Genomic DNA, 19,682 nt, shown 5'->3' with positions numbered 1-19,682 from the left:
CGAGGAAAGGAAAGCACTAACCAGAAGTGAGTGCAACCCAGTAGTTAGCGCTGTGGGGGCGTACCCTTGTCTCATGACCGCACGACCCCAGGAGTCCGACGAGCTCGCCTACAACGTCTTCGCCAAGGCCTGCCCCTCCCGCTGCACGCTGGAGAACGTCACGGGCCGCTGGGGCGGACTGACCCTCGGCGCGCTGTACGAAGGTTCGCTGCGCTTCAACGAGCTGCGCCGCCGCGTCGACGGGGTGAGCGAGAAGATGCTCTCCCAGACTCTGCACGCGCTGGAGCGGGACGGCCTGGTGCACCGCGAGGCGCAGCCGACCAACCCGCCCCGCGTGGACTACGAGCTGACCCCGCTCGGCCGCGAGGTCGCCGGGCGCCTGCGCTCCCTCATCGAGTGCGTGGAGGGCGCCATGGACGAGGTGCTGGCGGCCCGCGAGCGTTACGACGAGGCGCGCGGCGCCCGCTGACACTTCGGGCAGAAGTAGCTGGAGCGGTTCATCCAGGCCCGCCGCCTGATGGGGGTGGAGCAGCGGCGGCAGGGCTCGCCCTCGCGGCCGTAGGCGTCGAGGGAGCGGTCGAAGTAGCCCGACTCGCCATTGACGTTGACGTAGAGGCTGTCGAAGCTGGTGCCGCCGACGGCGAGGGCCGCGTTCATCACGTCCCTGACGTGGCCGAGGAGTTCGGCGGTGACGGGGCGGGTGAAGTTCGCGGTCGGACGCTCGTAGTGGATGCGGGCGCGCCAAAGGGCCTCGTCCGCATAGATGTTGCCGACGCCGCTGATCAACGACTGGTCCAGCAGGGCCCGTTTGACGGTCGTGCGCTTGCGGCGCAGCGCCTGGTGGAAGGCGTCGTCGTCGAACAGCGCGTCGAGGGGGTCGCGGGCGATGTGCGCGATGACGTCGGGCAGCCCCTCGGGGGTGTTGTCGTGCAACGACAGCCCGCCGAAGGTGCGTTGGTCCACGAAGCGCAGCTCGGTGCCGAGCGAGTCGGCGAACCTGATCCGGATGCGCAGATGCTTCTCGTCCGCCGCCTCGTGCGGCTGCACCAGCAGTTGCCCGCTCATCCCGAGGTGGGCGAGCACCGACTGGTTCGTCTCCTCCAGCGGCAGCCACAGGTACTTGCCGCGCCGGCTGGGGTCGCCGATGTGATGCCCCTTGAGCCGCTGCGCGAAGTCGTCGCCCCCGGCCACATGCCGGCGTACGGCGCGCGGGTGCAGCACCTCGGTCTCGGCGACGGTGCGATGGGCCACCCATCGCGCCAACCCCCGCCGGACGACCTCGACCTCGGGCAACTCGGGCATCGGGACCCCCGTGAGAAGACGCTGTATGAAGCGAGCGCCCGCCCCGTCCGAAACGGTGGGGCGGGCGCTCGGTGTTGCTGTCGTCAGGCGGTGGCGGACGACGTGTCGTCGTCCTTGGCGGCGTGCACGACGGCCTGCTTGGCCTCCGTCGCCGCCTTGGCGCGCTCGTCCGCGGCGGCCCTGATGGCACGCCAGGCGGACTCGGCGGCCTGCTGCTCCGCCTCCTTCTTGCTGCGGCCGGTGCCGGTGCCGTACGAGACGCCTCCGACGCGGGCGGCAGCAGTGAAGGTCTTCTCGTGGTCGGGGCCGGTCTCCGTGACCAGGTACTCGGGCACGCCGAGTCCCTCGATCGCGGTCAGCTCCTGGAGCGACGTCTTCCAGTCCAGGCCGGCGCCCAGGTTGGAGGACTTCTCGATCAGCGGGTCGAAGAGCCGGTGCACCAGCTCGGACGCCGCGTCGAGGCCCTGGTCGAGATAGACCGCGCCGATCACCGCTTCAAGGGTGTCGGCGAGGATGGACGCCTTGTCCCGGCCGCCCGTGCCCTCTTCACCCCGGCCGAGCCGGATGAAGGCGCCCAGGTCGAGGCCGCGCCCCACCTCCGCCAGCGCACGCGAGTTGACCACCGCGGCCCGCAGCTTGGCCAGTTGGCCCTCGGGCAGGTCCGGGTGGGTGCGGTACAGCGTGTCCGTGACGACGAGGCCGAGCACGGAGTCCCCGAGGAACTCCAGCCGCTCGTTCGTCGGCAGACCGCCGTTCTCGTACGCGTAGGAACGGTGGGTGAGCGCACGCACCAGAAGGGCGGACTCGACCTGGTAGCCGAGCCGCCCTTCCAGAACTGTGTGGGACGAGGCCTGCGGACTACCCCCGCGCTGGCGGGGACTAGCGGCATTCGCGTCTGTCATCGGGCCTCTCACCAACCGCTCAGACTTCGAGGACCTGGCGCTTGTTGTAGGTGCCGCAAGACGGGCACGCGATGTGCTGCTGCTTGGGCTCGTGGCAGCGCTCGCACGCAACCAGGGTGGGGACCGCAGCCTTCCACTGCGACCGGCGGTGGCGCGTGTTGCTGCGCGACATCTTCCGCTTCGGAACAGCCACGGCTACTTCTCCTGCTTCTCGTCGACGCCCGCTTCGGCGCCGCTCATCTCGTCCTTCTCGCCGTCCGTCATGGTGCCGGCGAGTCCCTGCAAAGCCGCCCAACGAATGTCGACGGCGTCGTGATGGTGGTCCGGGTCGTCCGCGAGCCGGGCTCCGCACTCGGAGCACAGACCCGGACAGTCTTCCCGGCACACCGGCTGCATCGGCAGTGCGAGCACCACCGCATCACGCAGCACGGGTTCGAGGTCGAACAGACCGTCCTCGATGAAAAGCCTGTCCTCGTCGTCCTCGGCGTCGTCGCCCGGTTCCGCGATCACGCGGCCCCGGTCGTCGGCGTCAGGGTACGAGAACATCTCCTGGAAGTCCGCTTCGAGCTCCAGCCCGACCGGCTCCAGACACCTTACGCACTCCCCCTTGGCCGTCGCACGGGCGGTGCCTGTGACAAGCACCCCTTCCATGACCGACTCAAGGCGAAGTCCGAGTTCCATCGGGGCGCCCTCGGGCACCTCGATGACTCCCGGGATGCCGAGATCCCGGGGGGCGTCGATCTCGCGAGTCAGGCGCTGCAGCGCACCAGGACGCCGACCCAGCTCGTGAGTATCGAACACGAGGGGGTTGCGGTGGTCGAGGCGGGCGTTGGAAGCCATTCCTGCTTTCGATCTACGAACTCGAAGGGACACCGCCCGTCGGTGTTTCCGGGCAGCGGCGATCGCGGACGGCTCCGCCACTCAAGCGTCAGGGCACGCGCGACCGAAGGGCCAGGATACTGGACCTTTCGCTCAGGGCCCAATCCGGTCGGTCACCGGCTGCCGCGGCCCTGCTCGTAGGCCCGCAGTTGCTCCGCGCTGATCATGCTGGTGTCGAAGAGGCTGGTCTCGTCCAGGGCGTAGTCCTGCTGCGGCTGGGACTGCTGCGGCAGCTGGGGCATCTGTTGCTGCTGGGGGTCGTAGGCGGGCTGCTGGGGGTAGCCCTGGCCCTGGTAGCCGTAGGGGTCGGCCTGCTGGTAGCCGTAGGGGTCCGGCGCGCCGTAGGGGGCCTGCTGCGGGAAGCCGGGGTAGGCGCCTTGCTGCTGGTCGTAGGCACCGTAGGCGGGCTGCGGCTCGTACGAGGGCTGCTCGGGCTGCGGCTCGTACGACGGCTGCTCGGGCTGCTGCTCGTACGACGGCTGGTCCGGCCGCTGATCGTAGGACGGCTGTTCCGGTCGCTCGTACGACGGCTGCTCCCGCCGCTGCCGCGGGGGCTCGGCCGGGGTGTCCGCGAGGGCGGCCAGGTCGGCGAGGTAGTCGGCGTCGCTGGAGTGCTGGAAGGTCGTGGTGTCGTCGGCGAGGGCGCCGAGGTCGTCGGTGGCGATCCGGCCGTGCAGCTTCTGCCGGCCGCGGCCGACGGCCTCCAGGGTCTTGGCGAGCACCGCCTCGAAGGCGCCGAGCTTGGTGTCCACGTACGCGTCGGCGTTGTGCCGCAGCGTCTCGGGGTCCAGGCTGCGCTCGGGGGCGTCCTCGTCCTCGTAGCCGTTCTCGTCGAGGCCGGGGCCGGTGCCGAGGAGCTTCTCGCGGCCGCGGCCCACCGAGCCGAGGGTCTTGGTGAGGACGACCTCGAAGTTGGCGAGCTTGGAGTCGACGTAGTCGTCGGCCTCGGCGCGGACCTCCTCGGCCTCCTGGCGGGCCTCGGCGAGGATCCGGTCCGCCTCGGCCTGGGAGCGCCGGGCGATCTCGGTGCCGGAGACCAGCGAGCCCCGCTCGGCGTGCGCGGACTCGATGATCCGCTCGGCCTCCTGGCGGGCCTGCTCGACCATCTGCTCGCGGTCACCGATCAGCTCCTGCGCCTGCGCGAGGGAGCCGGGCAGCGCCTGGCGCACCTCTTCCAGCAGCGCGAGCAGCTCGGCACGGTTGATCACGCAGGACGCCGACATGGGCATGGCCCGTGCGCCGGCGACCGCGGAGACGATCTCGTCGAGCTTCTTCTGCACGTCCACCTGTGCTCGCCACTTCCTACAGCCGGATCGGAGACGGACGGGACGACTGTAGTCCCATCAGTCCTTGCGCAGCCGCCTGTTGAGGGCGGCGAGGACCTGCGGCGGCACCAGGTGGGAGACGTCGCCGCCCCAGGCCGCGACCTCCTTGACGAGCGAGGAGGACAGGAAGCTGTAGGTGGGGTTGGTCGGCACGAACAGCGTCTCGACCCCGGTGAGGCCGTTGTTCATCTGGGCCATCTGCAGCTCGTAGTCGAAGTCGCTGACGGCGCGCAGCCCCTTGACGATGGCGGGGATGTCGCGCTGCTTGCAGAAGTCCACGAGGAGGCCGTGGTGGGTCTCCACCCGCACGTTGGCGTACTCGGCGGTGACCTCGCGGATCAGCCCGATCCGCTCCTCGACCTCGAACAGGCTCTTCTTGGACTGGTTGATCATCACCGCGACGTAGACCTCGTCGTACAGCCGGGAAGCTCGGCCGATGATGTCGAGATGTCCGTTGGTGATCGGGTCGAACGACCCGGGACAGACGGCGCGGCGCACTTGAATTCCCTCGCTCTCCGGTCCGGTCATCGTGCGTCTTCGCACGTAGAGGCGGCGCGACCGTACCAAAACGTTCCCTCGCCGTAGCGACGGGACCGGACCGGCTCGAAGCCGTCCGGCCACACGAATTCGCCGCCTCTGGTGCTGCGCTCCACGGTGACCAGCACATCCTTCGCGAGCCACCCCTCCGAGCGGAGTGTGAGGAGAATCTCGCGAAGATCGTCGTCGGTGACGGCGTAGGGCGGATCCAGGAAGACCAGGTCGTAGGGGGCGGCGGGGGGCGCGGTCCTGATGACTTGTTCCGCTTTGCCCGCTCTGACCTCGGCGCCGGGCAGGCCCAGGTTCCGCACGTTCTCGCGGACGGTCCGCGCGGCCCGGGCGTCGGCCTCCACGAGGAGGGCGTGGCCCGCGCCGCGGGAGAGGGCTTCGAGGCCGACGGCGCCGGAGCCGGCGTAGAGGTCGAGGACGCGCTCTCCGCGCAGCGGGCCGCCGAGGAGGGACTGCCAGGTGGAGAAGAGACCTTCGCGTGCGCGGTCGGAGGTCGGCCGGGTGCCGGTGCCCGGCGGGACTGCCAGGCGACGTCCGCCGGCTGCGCCGGCGATCACGCGGGTCATGTGTGGTCCTTCTCCGTGGGCGGCTTTACGGGTTCATTGTTGCTGGTCGCGCCCGGCGGCGGCAGCCGCACGTCCGATCCGGGCCCGCGGTCCCGGGCCGGGGCGCCTCAGCCCTTCTCCAGGTACTGCTCCCGCTCCTCGTCCAGCAGCGCGTCCAGGGCCGTCCGGAGCCCCGGCAGGTGCTCCAGTCCCGGATCCGCCGCCACCAGCGCCGTCGCCTCCCCGCGTGCCTCCGCGATGACCTCCTCGTCCTCGATGACCGCGAGGACGCGGAGGCTGGAGCGGGCGCCGGACTGGGCCTGGCCGAGGACGTCGCCCTCGCGGCGCTGTTCGAGGTCGATGCGGGAGAGTTCGAAGCCGTCGAGGGTGGCCGCGACCGCGTTCAGGCGCTGGCGGGCGGCGCTGGCCTCGGGCATCTCGGTGACCAGCAGGCACAGGCCGGGTGCCGAGCCGCGGCCGACGCGGCCGCGCAGCTGGTGGAGCTGGGAGACGCCGAAGCGGTCGGCGTCCATGATGACCATCGCGGTGGCGTTGGGCACGTTCACGCCGACCTCGATGACCGTGGTGGCGACCAGGACGTCGGTCTCGCCCGCGGCGAAGCGGCGCATCACCGCGTCCTTGTCGTCGGGGTGCATACGGCCGTGCAGGACTTCGATGCGCAGGCCCCGCAGGGGGCCCTCGGCCAGCCTGGCGGCCACGTCGAGGACCGCGAGCGGGGGACGCTTCTCGGCCTCGTCCTCGGGGGACTTCGCCTTGGCCGCCTTCTTCGGGTCCGCCCCCTCGTCGACGTCGTCCCCGATGCGGGGGCAGACGACGTACGCCTGGTGGCCGTTGGCCGCCTCCTCGCGCACCCGCTCCCAGGCGCGGGCCAGGAAGTGGGGTTTGTCGGCGGCCGGGACGACGTGGCTGGCGATCGGGGAGCGGCCCGCCGGGAGCTGGTCGAGGACGGAGGTCTCCAGGTCGCCGAAGACGGTCATGGCGACCGTGCGCGGGATCGGGGTGGCGGTCATGACGAGGAGGTGCGGGGGCTGGGCGCCCTTGCCGCGCAGGGCGTCGCGCTGTTCGACGCCGAAGCGGTGCTGTTCGTCCACGACGACCAGGCCGAGGTCGTGGAACCGCACCTTGTCCTCGATCAGGGCATGGGTGCCGATGACGATGCCGGCCTCGCCGGTGGTCAGGTCCAGGAGGGCGCGGCGGCGGGCCGCGGCGCCCATCGAGCCGGTCAGCAGCACCACCTTGGTGGCGTGCTCCGTGCCCCCCAGCATCCCGCCCTCGGCCAGGTCGCCCATCATCTCGGTGATCGAGCGGTGATGCTGCTGGGCCAGTACCTCGGTGGGCGCGAGCATGGCGGCCTGCCCGCCCGCGTCGACCACGGCGAGCATCGCGCGCAGGGCCACCATCGTGTTGTGGGTCACCGTGAAGTTGTCGGTGACGTATGCGTGGCTCGGGTGGGCAACACTGATGCACTGGACCGGCTTTCGCCCCACGTACTCGACCGCGCGGATTCCGCGTCGGAACGTGTTGTCCTTCGGCCGGGGTCGGACACGGGCGGCCTTGCGGGGCAGACGGAATGGAGCGTATTCGTCGGGCAGCGCCACTGACACGTTGAAGGCATCGCGCTTCGGCAGGACGCGCGCACGGCCGCCGAGCGAACGTACGAGCCAGGCGACGTCGTCGGCGAGCCTGCGAGAAGCAGAACAGAGCGAAACGCTCATGCCATCGGCGTGAACGGTCCCATCGGTGTCCAGAAGCCCTTGCAGCAAGGCATGACGGTTCTTGATCGACGTGTTCTTGAAGTCGTCTGGAACGAATTTCCCATGTGACGTCTTGCCCCACAGGTTCAGGTTTCGCAGCGCTTGGATCACCGGATTGCGGACTCCGCCGACGCGTTGTGTGAGCTGGATCGTGTAGTCGCAGCGGGAGTCCTTCACAGGTACCAGTCGGCATCCCGGCGCCACGGCGGCCTCCACGGCATCTCGGATCTCGTCGTCGATAGTGGAGAGACGCAGGTTGTGGCGGAACGAGCCGTCTCCGAGGAGAAGGCCGAACAGGTAGGGATCCATCGGCAGACCGGAGTCGCCTCCGAGGTCGACGGGGGCTGCTGCGGGGATGTACCACTTCGAGGATCCGTTTGCCTCGAACGTGTCCAGGCGAATGTCCCGGCTCGTCATGACCTTGGGCTTCTGACCCCGATGCCACCCGCAGCTCGTGCCGACGATCCAGAGATGTTCGTCGTCGCACTCCACGGAACTTCCATCGGAAAGGACCAAACGCCAGACGTCGCGTTCTCCTTGCGGAAAGACACCGTCGATCAGGGCGACCTCCCCGTCCGGCACGATGACCTCGTCCCCTGCCTTCAAGTCGCCCATGCAACGGAAACCGGCGGGTGTGAGGACGAGCGAGTCCAGTGGCTGAGCCTTGCCCGATCCCACCTCCCCCTGGAGCAGGCGGTGCATGGGGTGCTCGGTGGCGAGGTCGGCGAAGATCTCGCCGGAGACCTTCCGCTGGCCCTCGGTGAGGGTGAAGGGGAGACGGTCGTCGAAGGCGGCGAGGAGGCCGTCGGGACGCGGGCGGCGGGCGACCGCCGGGAGCTGCGCGTCGGTGTACCGGCGGCGGGCCAGGGCGACCTGGAGGACGAAGGCCTCGTCCCACTTGAGGCGGGCGCGGGCGTCCGCGATGTCGGCCTTGGTGTGCGGGCGGTGGATCTTAAGCAGGGCCTCGGGGAGCGGGAGCAGGCCGCGGCCGTCGCGCAGCGTGGGCGGCAGCGGGTCGACGGCCTCCTGGGCGGCGGGCAGGACCGTCTGGACCGCCTTGCCGATCTTCCAGGACTCCAGTTTGGCGGTGGCCGGGTAGAGCGGGATCAGGGCGCCCGCCCAGGTCTCGACGGTCTCCTCGCCGTCCCCGCGCAGCAACTCGTAGGCGGGGTGGGCGAGCTGGAGGCGGTGGTTGAAGACGGAGACCTTGCCGGCGAACATCGCGCGGGTGCCCGGCAGCAGCTCCTTGTGGGGCTTGTGCACGCCGTTGCCGAAGAAGACCAGCTGGAGGCGGCCGCTGCCGTCGGTGATCGTGACCTCCAGGCGCTGGCCCTTGCCGCGGGGGGCGCGGGAGGAGGCGAAGGAGTGCAGGCGGGCGTCGGCGACCTGGGCGACCACGGTGACGTGCTCGTCCATGGGGAGGTCGGCGAGGTGGGTGAGCTGGCCGCGCTCCTCGTATCTGCGCGGGTAGTGGTGCAGGAGGTCGCCGACGGTGTGCAGGCCGAGGTGCTCGGCCATCACCTTCGCGGTGGCGGGGCCGAGCACTGACTTCAGGGGCTGCTTCAGTGGTTCTTCCAGTGCGGGCACGGGATCCATTGCACACCACGGCACCGACAACGCCGCAGACGCCCGCCCCGCGGGTCCGTCCGCCCGGGACCGCGCCGCGCCCGGACGACCCGCGAACCGGCGCGGGGCCGGGGCCGGTCCGGCGCGCTCACTCGACGCCGATGAGCAGCAGCGCCCCCTGGCGGCCGCCCCGGTACACCACCGTGTCCACGGCCAGGTAGGACTCCCGTACCCGCGCCTCCAGACGGGCGGCGGCGGTCTCCGGCGCCTCGTCGCCGACGACGAGGGTGACCAGTTCGCCGCCGGCCTGGAGCATGCGGTCCAGGACGGTCTCGGCGGTGGCGGTGACGTCCGCCCCGATCACCGCCACGTCGCCGTCGATCAGCCCGAGCACGTCCCCGGCCTGGCAGATCCCGGCCATCGTCCAGGACTGGCGCTCGGCGACGACGACCTCGGCGTACCGGGTGGCGCCCGCGGCCGAGGTCATCTGGACGACGTCCTCGTCGAACCGGCGGCCGGGCTCGGACACCGCGAGCGCCGCGATGCCCTGCACCGCCGAGCGGGTCGGGATCAGCGCCACCCGGACCCCCTCGGCGCGGGCCTGCTCGGCCGCCGCGGCCGCGGTGTCGCGCAGGTCGGCGTCGTTGGGCAGCAGCACGACCTCGCGGGCGTGGGCCCGCCGCACCGCGGCCAGCAGCTCCCCGCTGGCGGGCGGCTCGCCGGGGCGCGCGAGCACGGTGGTCGCGCCTGCCTCGGTGTACAGCTCGGCCAGACCCTGCCCCGGTACGACGGCCACCACCGCCCGCTGGGTCCGCTCGCGCGGCGGGCGGGGGCCGCCGGTGTGCACGTCGCCGAGCCCGAAGTGCGTGATCCTGATCCGGTACGGCCGGCCGGCCTCCACGCCCGCCTCCACGGCGGCGCCCGCGTCGTCCACGTGCACATGGACGTTCCACAGCCCGTCGCCGCCGACGACGACCAGGGAGTCGCCGAGGGCGTCGAGACGGGCGCGGAGCCGGTCCACGGCGGTGTCGTCGGCCTCCAGCAGGTAGATCACCTCGTAGGCGGGGCCGCCGTCCCCGGCCGCCTCGGCGCAGGCCCCGGCGTCCGGGCCCGCTTCCGGGGGCTGGGCCGCGGCCTCGGGCACGGCCTCTCCCGCGCCCGGGGCCGGCTCCCGTACCGGCTCCCCCGTGCACGCCTCCACCAGCGCGCCGAGCACCGCCACCAGCCCGCTGCCCCCCGCGTCGACCACCCCGGCCCGCGCCAGGACGGCCAGTTGGGCCGGGGTCGCGGTCAGCGCCGTGCGGGCGCCCTCGTAGGCGGCCCGGGCGACCGTCCCGCAGTCGCCGTCCGCCCGTTCGGCGGCGTCGGCGGCGGCCGAGGCGACCGTCAGCACCGTGCCCTCGACGGGGTGCGCCACCGCCTGCCGGGCGGAGTCGGCGGCCCGGCGCAGCGCGAGCCGCAGGGCGGGCCCGTCGCAGCGGGGCTCCGCGCCGTCCGCCGCGAGCACCTGGGCCATGCCGCGCAGCAGCTGGGCGAGGATGGTGCCGGAGTTGCCCCGGGCGCCGATGAGCGCGCCGTGGGCCATCGCGCGCACCGCGTCCGCGAGGGAGGGGCCGGCGGGCCGCGTCTCGTACCCCGCGAACACGGCCTCCACGGCGGTCGCGGCGGACTCCACGGTCAGGTAGAGGTTGGTCCCGGTGTCGCCGTCGGCCACCGGATAGACGTTGATCGCGTCGATCTCCTCGCGGGCTCGTCCGAGCGCGCGCAGGGCCAGACCGCACCAGGTGCGCACCGCGACACCGTCGAGGAATGTCTGCGGCACCTGCGCCACCTGCGCCTCCCTGAGCCGGCTTGACGTGGTCGCAGCGTAGACCCCGGGACGGTGCCCGCCGGAAGCGGGCCGGGGCGGGCCCGGGGGCGGGGACCCCTCGTGGTCATGGTAGTTTCGCTCTACCGACGCAGGCTTGCTATGCTGCTCCGGTTGCCCGATCTGATCGGGCTTTTCCCCTGGCAACGCCACCCAGATCTCAGGTCTCACGATCTCGATCCCGGCCTGCCGGGATTATCCGTAAGTGCATCTGAAGTCTTTGGAGTGACCCGTGGCTGCCAACTGCGACGTCTGCGGCAAGGGGCCGGGCTTCGGCAACAACATCTCGCACTCGCACCGCCGTACGTCCCGCCGCTGGAACCCCAACATCCAGCGTGTACGTACCGTGGTGGGCGGGACGCCGAAGCGCGTGAACGCTTGCACCTCGTGCATCAAGGCGGGCAAGGTCTCGCGCTGACGCTACAGCTGAGCGCGCGGCCACTGCCTGGTTCGCTGCACTGAGCCGGTCCACCTCAGGGTGGACCGGCTTTTTGCCGTACCCAAAAACGGGTGCCCCCAGGTCCTCCCCCCTCAGCCCGTCGGCATGCCGACCTGCCGGTGTTCGAGCGCGGAACGCAGCTTCGAGAGGGTGCGCGCGGCGGCCGTCACCTCAGCGGGGTCGAGCGCCCCTCCGATCAACTCGGCCAGCGTCTCGCCGAAGGTCTCCTCCGCCGCGGCGACGAGCCGCGCGCCGTCGTCGGTCAGGGCCAGCAGGGAGGACCGGCGGTCGGCCGGATTCGGCTCCCGGACCGCCCAGCCCTGTTTCTCCAGCCGGTCGACGCTCTTGCTCGTGGCTCCGATGCCGATCGCGAACTCCGCCGCGAGGTCCGCCACCCGCGCCCCGGCGTGGTCGCGCAGATAGCGCAGGGCCTCGAACTGCGAGGTGACGAGTCCGTGCCGCGCGCGGAGCCGGTCGTTGAGGGCGTTGTACAGCCGTGTCTCGCAGCGCACCAGGTCGGAGAAGAGTTCCGGGAGCCCGGCGGCGTCCCCGCTCGTTTTATATGCCACGGCATATAGTGTAGTGGAATCTAACAGCGAGGGGGAGCACACCCATGAGCAAGGAACAGCGTGCCCGGCTCGACGCGATGCTGCGGCGGCCGCGCCCGGAGAAACCTCCGACGATCGAGGAGATACGGGCCGGCTTCGAGGCACTGATGAGCACGATCCCCGTGCCCGGCGGCATCCGTACCACCCGGACCGTGCTCGGCGACCGGCCCGCGCTGCGGGTGGCGCCGGAGAGCGGACCGCGCGCCGGAACGATCCTGTACTTCCACGGCGGCGGCTGGGTGAGCGGCTCCCCCGAGGCCGCCCTGTCGCTGACGGGCCACCTGGTGACCAGGACCGGCCGCACGGCGTACTCGGTGGACTACCGGCTGGCCCCCGAGCACCCGTTCCCGGCCGCGATCGAGGACACGCTCGGCGCCTACCGCGCCCTCCTCGACGGCGGCACCGACCCCTCGGCCCTCGTGTTCGCCGGTGACTCCGCCGGCGGCGGCCTCGCCGTCACCACCTGCCTCGCCGCGCGGGACGCGGGCCTTCCGCTGCCGGCCGCGCTTCTGGCGTTCTCCCCGGGCCTCGACGCGACGCGCACCGGCGAGAGCATGGACACCAGGGCGGCCCACGACCCGGTCTTCACCCGCGCGGCCGTCGAGCACACCGGGGCGATGTGCCTCGCCGGAGCCGATCCGCGCCATCCCCTGCTCAGCCCGGCCGTCTGCGCCGACCTGACCGGCTTCCCACCGATGCTGCTCCAGGTCGGCACCAACGAGATCCTGCTGGACGACTCCACGCGGCTGGCCGCGCGCGCCAGGGCCGCCGGGGTGGACGTGATCCTGGACGTCACGGCCGGCGTGCCGCATGTGTTCCCGGCGTTCGCCGGCTCCCTGGACGAGGCGGACGAGGCACTGGACCGCGCGGCCCTCTTCCTCGATCAGCGCCTGCGCGCGGCGGAGCGGGCCGGGCTCACGCCCTGAACCGCCAGCCGTGATCCACCGGCCCGGTCCCGGCCCCCAGCGGGAACCCCGCCGCGATCGCCCCGGTGACGTACTCCTTGGCCGCCGCGACCGCCTCCGGGACGGCGAGTCCGCGCGCCAGCCCCGAGGCGATCGCGGAGGCCAGCGTGCAGCCGGTGCCGTGGGTGTGCCGGTTGCGGTGGCGGGGCGCGCGCAGCCAGTGCTCCGCGGTGCCGTCGGTGAGCAGGTCCACCGCGTCGCCCGCCAGATGGCCGCCCTTGATCAGCGCCCAGCGCGGGCCGTACGCCAGCACGGCGTCCGCGGCCCGGCGCAGATCGTCCTCCGACTCGACCCGGACGCCGGTGAGTTGGCGCACCTCGTCCAGGTTCGGGGTCGCCACGGCCGCCGCCGGGAGCAGCTTGGTGCGCACCGCGTCCAGGGCGGAGGCGGCGAGCAGCGTGTCGCCGTGCTTGGAGACGCCCACCGGGTCGACCACGGCCGGCGCGTCCGTGCCGGAGATCAACTCGGCGACGGTCTCGACCAGTTCGGCCGAGCCCAGCATGCCGGTCTTCACCGCCTGGACGCCGATGTCGTCGACGACGGCGCGGTACTGGGCCCGCACCGCCTCCGCCGGCAGTTCCCAGACGCCCCGTACGCCCAGGGAGTTCTGCGCGGTCACCGCGGTGAGCACGCTCATCCCGTGGACGCCGAGCGCGAGCATCGTCTTGAGGTCGGCCTGGATACCGGCGCCGCCGCCGGAGTCGGAGCCGGCCACCGTGAGCACCCGGGGCGGGGTCACGGCTCTATGTCCCCGAAGTGGTCCCAGCCGCCTCTGCTGGTCCAGGGCGCCCCGTCGACCGTCACCTGCGGCAGCGCGGAGGGGTTCAGTACCTCGCCGATGACCTTCCAGCGGGCCGGGAGCTTGGTGTCCGGCGGGAAGGTGGCCACGATCGCGTGGTCCTCTCCCCCGGTCAGCACCCACTGGAGCGGATCGACGCCGACGGCCTGCCCGATGTCGTTCATCTGCGTGGGCACGTCGATCGCGCCGGAGCGGATGTCGATGCGGACCTTGCTGGCCTCGGCGATATGACCGAGGTCGGCGATCAGCCCGTCGCTCACGTCGCACATCGCGGTCGCGCCGAGCGAGGCGGCGGCCGGGCCCGCGTGGTACGGCGGCTCGGGGCGCCGGTGGGCCTCCACGAAGGCGCGCGGCGAACGGAAGCCGCGGGAGAGCACCGCGTAACCGGCCGCCGACCAGCCCAGCCAGCCGGTGACGGCCACCAGGTCGCCGGGCTGGGCGCCGGCCCGGGTCACCGGTTCCTGGTTGCGCAGATCGCCGAGCGCGGTGATCGAGACCGTGATGGTGTCGCCCCGTACGACGTCCCCGCCGACCACGGCGGCGCCCGCGACCTGGCACTCGTCGCGCAGCCCGTCCATCAGTTCGGTCGGCCAGCTGACCGGGAGTTCGGCCGGCACCACCAGGCCGAGCAGCAGGGCGGTCGGCACGGCGCCCATCGCGGCGATGTCCGCGAGGTTCTGCGCGGCCGCCTTGCGGCCGACGTCGTAGGCCGTGGACCAGTCGCGGCGGAAGTGCCGCCCTTCCAGCAGGACGTCGGTGCTCGCCACCACCCGCCGGTCGGGCGCGGCCACCACGGCGGCGTCGTCGCCCGGACCGATCCGGACCGCCGGGGTGGTGGTGAGACGGGAGGTGAGCTCCCTGATGAGCCCGAATTCCCCGAGCTCACCAACCGTGCCCTTCATGTCCCTGACTCCCCTTCTCTGCCTCTGCCTGACCGTGCTGACTCGCGCCCCATCAGTGTCCCCGATACCGTCGAGATGACCCCGACGCGGTCGGGAACGGCCGACGGTCCGGTCCCGGCCGGCCGTCAACGTCCGTCGTGCCTGCACCCTGGCGCGCAAGCCCGGTTCCCGCAGGTCTCCCCGCGGGGAGCGGCGACGCGATACCGTGGCGTTCCTTTTCCCCACATGATCCTCGTGGCCGCCCTGGAGGTTCCGTGGTACAGGCGTACATCCTGATCCAGACGGAGGTCGGCAAGGCGTCGACCGTAGCCGAGACCATCAGCAAGATCCCTGGAGTGATCCAGGCCGAGGACGTCACGGGTCCGTACGACGTCATCGTGCGCGCCCAGTCCGACACCGTCGACGAACTCGGTCGCATGGTGGTCGCCAAGGTCCAGCAGGTGGACGGCATCACTCGCACCCTGACCTGTCCGGTCGTGCACCTGTAGCCCCCGTCTACCCTTGGCCGGTGCACTTCTTCCGTCACCGGCCCCTCGCCCTGCTCGCTGTCCCGCTCGCGCCCGCCCTGCTGCTCGCGGGCGCGGGCTGCTCCTCGGACGACAGCGCGACGGTCGCGGCTCCCCGTCCCGACGCGAAGACCGCCCCGCTGTGCCGGAGTCTGCACGAGGTGCTGCCCGCCAAGGTGGACGGGCAGCGCCGCGCGGATCCCGGACCCCGGTCCGTCTACACGGCGGGCTGGGGAAACCCGGCGATCATACTGCGCTGTGGGATCGTCCGGCCGCCGAAGATGACCGACCCCAAGGTGGCCGAGGGCCAGGACCCCGACGCGATCGCGGGCGGGGTCAACGGCGTGGACTGGCTGATGGAGAAGCGGAGCGACGGCACCTGGCGCTTCACGACGTCGGGCCGGCGCGCCTACGTCGAGGTGACACTGCCGAAGCGGCTGTCGGGGCCGGACGACAGCACGCAGGTGCTGGAGGACCTGGCCCCGGCCGTGCGGAAGGCGATCCCCGAGGGGATCGCCTCCATGCGCGGCTGAGCGGCCGGCGCGGTCAGCGCAGTCCGGTGGACCTGCGCAGCGCGGCCTGCACCAGCAGGTCGATCAGTTCGGGGTAGCCGACCCCGGTGGCCTGCCACATCTGCGGGTACATCGAGATCGGCGTGAACCCGGGCAGCGTGTTGATCTCGTTGATCACGAACTCCCCGTCCTCGGTGAGGAAGAAGTCCGCGCGCACCAGCCCCTCGCAGGACGCCGCCTCGAACGCCTCCACCGCGAGCCGCCGGATCTCCGCGGTCTCCTCCTCGGTGAGCGGCGCCGGGACGATGCCGGGCGTGGAGTCGATGTACTTGGCCTCGAAGTCGTAGTACGCGTGCGTGTCCGGCGGCGGGATCTCCGCCGGGAGCGAGGCCCGCGGTCCGTCCTCGAACTCCAGGACGCCGCACTCGATCTCGCGGCCGGTGACCGCCGCCTCGACGAGGATCTTCGGGTCGTGCGACTGGGCCTCGGCGATCGCCTCGTCCAGGCCGGACAGGTCGTCGACCTTGGTGATGCCGATGGAGGAACCGGCGCGCGCGGGCTTCACGAACAGCGGCCAGCCGTGCTCGCCGGCGAAGTCCACGATCTTCTTGCGCGCGGCGGCCTCGTCCCGCTGCCACTCACGGGGCCGGATCACCACGTACGGGCCGACCTTGAGCCCGAAGGAGGTGAAGACCCGCTTCATGTACTCCTTGTCCTGGCCGACGGCCGAGGCGAGCACGCCCGCGCCCACGTAGGGCACTCCGGACAGCTCCAGCAGGCCCTGGAGGGTGCCGTCCTCGCCGTAGGGGCCGTGCAGCACCGGGAATACGACGTCGACCTCGCCGAGCGCCTTGGGCACGGAGCCGGGCTCGCTGTAGACGACCTCGCGGTTGGCGGGGGCGACGGGGAGCACCACGTCGCCCTCGTGCGACTCCGCCAGTTCCTCGACGGCGGGCAGGGAGCGGTCGGTGATGGCCATCCGCTCCGGCTCGTCGGCCGTCAGCGCCCAACGGCCGTCCCGGGTGATGCCGATCGGCAGGACGTCGTACTTCGTCCGGTCGATGGCCTTGAGGACGGCGCCGGCGGTGACCACGGAGATCCCGTGTTCGGAGCTGCGGCCACCGAACACGACGGCCACGCGCGGCTTGCGCGACGGCTGCTCAGGGTTCTGGGGAAGGTTCTCGGTGCTCATATCGCGTTGAGAGTACCCGTTGGTACAGCCCGGATACAGCGTCGCCTCCGCCCCGGAACGTGCAAAAACGGGCGGATTTGGCTCAGTGGCCTTACGGTTTCGCTCAGCGTCGTTCGGGCTTCGCGCTGCGCGACATCAGCTCCCGGAGCGCGACGACCGGCGGCTTGCCCTCGTGCACGATGCCGACGACCGTCTCCGCGATGGGCATGTCGACGCCGTGCCTGCGGGCCAGATCCAGCACGGACTCACAGGACTTGACGCCCTCGGCGGTCTGGCTGGTGACCGCGATGGTCTCCTCCAGGGTCATGCCCTTGCCGAGGTTGGTGCCGAAGGTGTGGTTGCGGGACAGCGGCGAGGAGCAGGTGGCCACCAGGTCGCCCAGGCCGGCGAGGCCGGAGAAGGTCAGCGGGTCGGCGCCGAGCTCGACGCCGAGCCGCGCGGTCTCCGCGAGGCCCCGGGTGATCAGCGAGCCCTTGGCGTTGTCGCCGAGCCCCATGCCGTCCGCGATGCCGACGGCGAGCCCGATGACGTTCTTCACGGCACCGCCCAGCTCGCAGCCGACCACGTCGGTCTCGGTGTACGGCCTGAAGTACGGCGTGTGACAGGCCGCCTGCAGCCGCCGGGCCACGGACTCGTCGGCGCAGGCCACCACCGCCGCGGCGGGCATCCGGGCGGCGACCTCGCGGGCCAGGTTGGGCCCGGTGACGACGGCGACGCGCTCCGGGCCGACCTTGGCGACGTCCTCGATGACCTCGCTCATCCGCATGGCGGAGCCGAGTTCGACGCCCTTCATCAGGGAGACGAGCACGGTGTCCGGGGCGAGCAGCGGGAGCCACTCGGCGAGGTTCCGGCGCAGGGTCTGGGAGGGGATGGCGAGGACGGTGAACTCCGCGTCGCGCAGCGCCTCGGCGGCGTCCGAGGTGGCGCGCACGTTCTCCGGGAGTTCCACGCCGGGCAGGTAGTCGGGGTTGATCCGGGTGGAGTTGACCGTCTCGACCAGGTCGGCCCTGCGGGCCCACAGGGTCACGTCGCAGCCGGCGTCGGCGAGCACCATGCCGAAGGCGGTGCCCCAGGAGCCGGTGCCCATGACGGCCACCCGCACAGGCGTGCTCACTTGCTCTGCTCCTCTTCCTGCCTGTCCGCCCTGTCCATGCCCGGCGCCTGCGCCTGGCTCTGCACCTGGTTCTGCGCCTGCGTCCGGCGGCGCTGCTCGATCCGCTCGCGGCGCGGGTCGTACGGCGTCTCGGGCGCCTTCTCGCCGCGGATCTCCTCCAGGAGACGGGTGATGGACGCCATGATGGCCTCGGTGGCCTCCTTCTGGAGGTCCGGGGTCATCTCCTTGTCGTAGAAGCGCGACAGGTCCACCGGGGGGCCCGCCAGCACGTGGTGGGTCTTGCGCGGGAAGAGGTTCGGCTTCTTCGCGTACGGCGGCAGCAGCTCGTTGGCGCCCCACTGGGCGACCGGGATCACCGGGCACTTGGTCTGCAGGGCCACGCGGGCGGCGCCGGTCTTGCCGGTCATGGGCCAGCCGTCGGGGTCGCGGGTCAGGGTGCCCTCGGGGTAGAAGGCGACGCACTCACCGCGCTCCACGGCGTCGATCGCGGCGCGGAAGGCGCTCAGCGCGTCCGTGGACTCGCGGTAGACGGGAATCTGTCCGGTGCCGCGCATCGCGGCGCCCACGATTCCCTTCTTGAAAAGGCCGCTCTTCGCCAGGAATCGCGGAACCCGTCCGGTGTTGTACTGATAGTGCGCGTATGCGAAAGGGTCCACGTGGGAATTGTGGTTCACCACGGTGATAAATCCGCCCTCGGCCGGAATGTGCTCCATTCCACGCCAGTCCCGCTTGATCAGAACCACCAGTGGCGGTTTGCAGATCACCGCGGCGAAGCGGTACCAGAAGCCGATTCTGCGGCGGGGCACAAGGACACCTTCCTCTAGGGACCCACGGGGGACTGCCACCCCGGCGGGGGCCGCACAAGTGTCGCCCCGGACCGCCGGTCTGTCGAGAACACCGTACGCCCGCCCGTCACCCGCCCCCGCCCTTCCAGGGAGCTTCGCGCGCCGCCCCGGACGCCTGCGGACGGCGTCCGCGGGGCACAATGATCGCGACGACGGAGGGACGGTACGCCGGTGCTGTGGACGTTGGTCATCCCCCTGAAACCCCTGTCCCGGGCCAAGAGCAGGCTCGCGGACACCGCGGGCGACGGGGTCCGCCCGGGGCTGGTCCTCGCGTTCGCCCAGGACACGGTGGCCGCGGGGCTGGCGTGCGCGGGGGTGCGGGATGTGGTGGTCGTCACGGACGATCAAGTCGCCGGGCGGGAGCTGTCCGCGCTGGGCGCGCGGATCGTGCCGGACGCGCCCGCGCCGGGCCTGAACGCGGCGCTGGCGCACGGCGCGGAGGCGGTGCGGCTGGCGCGGCCGAGTGCCGCCGTGGCCGCCCTGAACGCCGATCTGCCGGCGCTGCGGGCGGCCGAGCTGGAACAGGTGCTCACCGCCGCCGCGGAATTCCCCCGCTCTTTTCTGGCGGATGCCGCGGGGGTCGGCACGACATTGCTGGCGGCGGGGGCGGACCGGGAATTGCGGCCGGGGTTCGGTCCGGGATCACGGACGCGGCATCGGGCGTCCGGCGCCGGGGAACTTCTGCTGGGGGGCGTGGATTCGGTACGGCAGGACGTGGACACGGGAGAGGACCTGCGGGCGGCTCTCACGCTGGGGGTCGGGCCGTACACGACCGCCGCGTGCGCCAATCTGCTGATCCCGGGCCTGTGAAACCGAGGGACGACCCAGGCGTCCCGGCGGCACGGCCGGCCGCGGCCGGGGCGGATACGCTGAACCGTATGCAGGCGACCGCGTACACCTACGACTCCGAGACCCACAGCGGGCAGGTGCTGCTCGACGACGGGACCCCCGTGCCCTTCGACGCCGCGGCGTTCGACCGGGGCGGCCTGCGGTTGCTGCGGCCGGGGCAGCGGGTGCGGATCGAGACGGAGGGCGCCGAGGGCGCCCTGCGGATCACGCTGGTCACGCTCCAGACCCTGTAACTCCCCCCGCG

The 19,682-nt window shown here is 71.9% G+C and carries 22 protein-coding genes; 7 read left to right on the top strand and 15 right to left on the bottom strand.

Annotated elements, in window-relative coordinates; translation table 11 throughout:
- Positions 1-73: 73 nt before the first annotated feature.
- On the top strand, positions 74-469 hold the full coding sequence (locus AB0927_RS06975) for a helix-turn-helix domain-containing protein (protein ID WP_366666493.1): 396 nt from the start codon (positions 74-76) through the stop codon (positions 467-469).
- Here the strand turns inward: AB0927_RS06975 and mutM are convergent.
- The 9 genes from mutM to AB0927_RS06930 all read right to left on the bottom strand — a co-directional run bounded on the left by mutM (position 442) and on the right by AB0927_RS06930 (position 10,671).
- Complete coding sequence (gene mutM, locus AB0927_RS06970; protein ID WP_366666492.1) at positions 442-1,302, bottom strand: bifunctional DNA-formamidopyrimidine glycosylase/DNA-(apurinic or apyrimidinic site) lyase; 861 nt, start codon at positions 1,300-1,302, stop codon at positions 442-444. The two genes, AB0927_RS06975 and mutM, sit on opposite strands and share 28 nt — an antisense overlap.
- Before the next feature lie 83 nt (positions 1,303-1,385).
- Positions 1,386-2,204, bottom strand: coding sequence for a ribonuclease III (rnc, locus tag AB0927_RS06965; RefSeq protein WP_366666491.1), 819 nt, complete (start codon positions 2,202-2,204; stop codon positions 1,386-1,388).
- A gap of 19 nt (positions 2,205-2,223) precedes the next feature.
- Entirely contained in the window at positions 2,224-2,397 is a 174-nt protein-coding gene (gene rpmF / locus AB0927_RS06960) for a 50S ribosomal protein L32 (RefSeq protein WP_003951102.1), read from the bottom strand.
- A 2-nt stretch (positions 2,398-2,399) separates the two neighbouring features.
- Complete coding sequence (locus AB0927_RS06955) at positions 2,400-3,044, bottom strand: DUF177 domain-containing protein (RefSeq protein WP_366666490.1); 645 nt, start codon at positions 3,042-3,044, stop codon at positions 2,400-2,402.
- Between the two features lie 152 nt (positions 3,045-3,196).
- The gene (locus AB0927_RS06950) at positions 3,197-4,369 is read right to left on the bottom strand and encodes a cell division initiation protein (protein ID WP_366666489.1); all 1,173 of its coding nucleotides are present in this window, start codon (positions 4,367-4,369) and stop codon (positions 3,197-3,199) included.
- Between the two features lie 57 nt (positions 4,370-4,426).
- Entirely contained in the window at positions 4,427-4,906 is a 480-nt protein-coding gene (coaD, locus tag AB0927_RS06945) for a pantetheine-phosphate adenylyltransferase (RefSeq protein WP_366666621.1), read from the bottom strand.
- 26 nt (positions 4,907-4,932) lie between these two features.
- Positions 4,933-5,520 (bottom strand): 16S rRNA (guanine(966)-N(2))-methyltransferase RsmD, encoded by a 588-nt coding sequence (gene rsmD, locus AB0927_RS06940; RefSeq protein ID WP_366666488.1) that lies wholly within the window; start codon positions 5,518-5,520, stop codon positions 4,933-4,935.
- A gap of 107 nt (positions 5,521-5,627) precedes the next feature.
- Positions 5,628-8,870 carry a helicase-related protein gene (locus AB0927_RS06935; protein ID WP_366666487.1) on the bottom strand — a complete coding sequence of 1,081 codons (3,243 nt, stop codon included), beginning with the start codon at positions 8,868-8,870 and terminating at the stop codon, positions 5,628-5,630.
- Between the two features lie 118 nt (positions 8,871-8,988).
- Entirely contained in the window at positions 8,989-10,671 is a 1,683-nt protein-coding gene (locus AB0927_RS06930; RefSeq protein ID WP_366666485.1) for a DAK2 domain-containing protein, read from the bottom strand.
- Positions 10,672-10,939: 268 nt separating this feature from the next.
- Between AB0927_RS06930 and rpmB the strand changes: the two genes are divergently transcribed.
- Complete coding sequence (gene rpmB, locus AB0927_RS06925) at positions 10,940-11,125, top strand: 50S ribosomal protein L28 (RefSeq protein ID WP_003993230.1); 186 nt, start codon at positions 10,940-10,942, stop codon at positions 11,123-11,125.
- A gap of 113 nt (positions 11,126-11,238) precedes the next feature.
- On the opposite strand, the gene AB0927_RS06920 is transcribed toward rpmB, so the two are convergent.
- A complete protein-coding gene (locus AB0927_RS06920) occupies positions 11,239-11,715 on the bottom strand; it encodes a MarR family transcriptional regulator (protein WP_366666484.1) in 477 nt (158 codons plus the stop codon).
- A 44-nt stretch (positions 11,716-11,759) separates the two neighbouring features.
- Here AB0927_RS06920 and AB0927_RS06915 point away from each other — a divergent pair, with 44 nt between their 5' ends.
- On the top strand, positions 11,760-12,680 hold the full coding sequence (locus AB0927_RS06915) for an alpha/beta hydrolase (RefSeq protein WP_366666483.1): 921 nt from the start codon (positions 11,760-11,762) through the stop codon (positions 12,678-12,680).
- Here AB0927_RS06915 and thiD read toward each other — a convergent pair.
- Both thiD and AB0927_RS06905 read right to left on the bottom strand, forming a co-directional pair.
- Positions 12,670-13,458 (bottom strand): bifunctional hydroxymethylpyrimidine kinase/phosphomethylpyrimidine kinase, encoded by a 789-nt coding sequence (gene thiD, locus AB0927_RS06910; protein ID WP_366666482.1) that lies wholly within the window; start codon positions 13,456-13,458, stop codon positions 12,670-12,672. The genes AB0927_RS06915 and thiD overlap by 11 nt on opposite strands.
- Positions 13,455-14,420 (bottom strand): thiamine-phosphate kinase, encoded by a 966-nt coding sequence (locus AB0927_RS06905; RefSeq protein WP_366666481.1) that lies wholly within the window; start codon positions 14,418-14,420, stop codon positions 13,455-13,457. Before AB0927_RS06905 ends, thiD begins: the two co-directional genes overlap by 4 nt.
- Before the next feature lie 254 nt (positions 14,421-14,674).
- Between AB0927_RS06905 and AB0927_RS06900 the strand changes: the two genes are divergently transcribed.
- Together AB0927_RS06900 and AB0927_RS06895 are read left to right on the top strand one after the other, a co-directional pair.
- Entirely contained in the window at positions 14,675-14,908 is a 234-nt protein-coding gene (locus tag AB0927_RS06900; RefSeq protein WP_019328745.1) for an Lrp/AsnC ligand binding domain-containing protein, read from the top strand.
- 20 nt (positions 14,909-14,928) lie between these two features.
- The gene (locus AB0927_RS06895; RefSeq protein ID WP_366666480.1) at positions 14,929-15,459 is read left to right on the top strand and encodes a DUF3515 domain-containing protein; all 531 of its coding nucleotides are present in this window, start codon (positions 14,929-14,931) and stop codon (positions 15,457-15,459) included.
- A 13-nt stretch (positions 15,460-15,472) separates the two neighbouring features.
- On the opposite strand, the gene AB0927_RS06890 is transcribed toward AB0927_RS06895, so the two are convergent.
- The 3 genes from AB0927_RS06890 to AB0927_RS06880 all read right to left on the bottom strand — a co-directional run bounded on the left by AB0927_RS06890 (position 15,473) and on the right by AB0927_RS06880 (position 18,550).
- The gene (locus AB0927_RS06890; RefSeq protein WP_366666479.1) at positions 15,473-16,630 is read right to left on the bottom strand and encodes a D-alanine--D-alanine ligase family protein; all 1,158 of its coding nucleotides are present in this window, start codon (positions 16,628-16,630) and stop codon (positions 15,473-15,475) included.
- A 103-nt stretch (positions 16,631-16,733) separates the two neighbouring features.
- Positions 16,734-17,744, bottom strand: coding sequence for an NAD(P)H-dependent glycerol-3-phosphate dehydrogenase (locus tag AB0927_RS06885; RefSeq protein WP_366666477.1), 1,011 nt, complete (start codon positions 17,742-17,744; stop codon positions 16,734-16,736).
- A complete protein-coding gene (locus AB0927_RS06880; RefSeq protein ID WP_366666476.1) occupies positions 17,741-18,550 on the bottom strand; it encodes a lysophospholipid acyltransferase family protein in 810 nt (269 codons plus the stop codon). Before AB0927_RS06880 ends, AB0927_RS06885 begins: the two co-directional genes overlap by 4 nt.
- A gap of 210 nt (positions 18,551-18,760) precedes the next feature.
- Between AB0927_RS06880 and cofC the strand changes: the two genes are divergently transcribed.
- Entirely contained in the window at positions 18,761-19,399 is a 639-nt protein-coding gene (cofC, locus tag AB0927_RS06875; protein WP_366666475.1) for a 2-phospho-L-lactate guanylyltransferase, read from the top strand.
- A 68-nt stretch (positions 19,400-19,467) separates the two neighbouring features.
- Positions 19,468-19,671 (top strand): hypothetical protein, encoded by a 204-nt coding sequence (locus AB0927_RS06870; RefSeq protein ID WP_366666474.1) that lies wholly within the window; start codon positions 19,468-19,470, stop codon positions 19,669-19,671.
- Positions 19,672-19,682 lie beyond the last annotated feature (11 nt).

This window comes from Streptomyces sp. NPDC048106 (genome assembly GCF_040706415.1).
In the GTDB taxonomy this organism is placed as follows: domain Bacteria; phylum Actinomycetota; class Actinomycetes; order Streptomycetales; family Streptomycetaceae; genus Streptomyces.
Note: the sequence above shows the minus strand (reverse complement) of the source record. Positions and strands in the feature narration are given on the sequence as shown.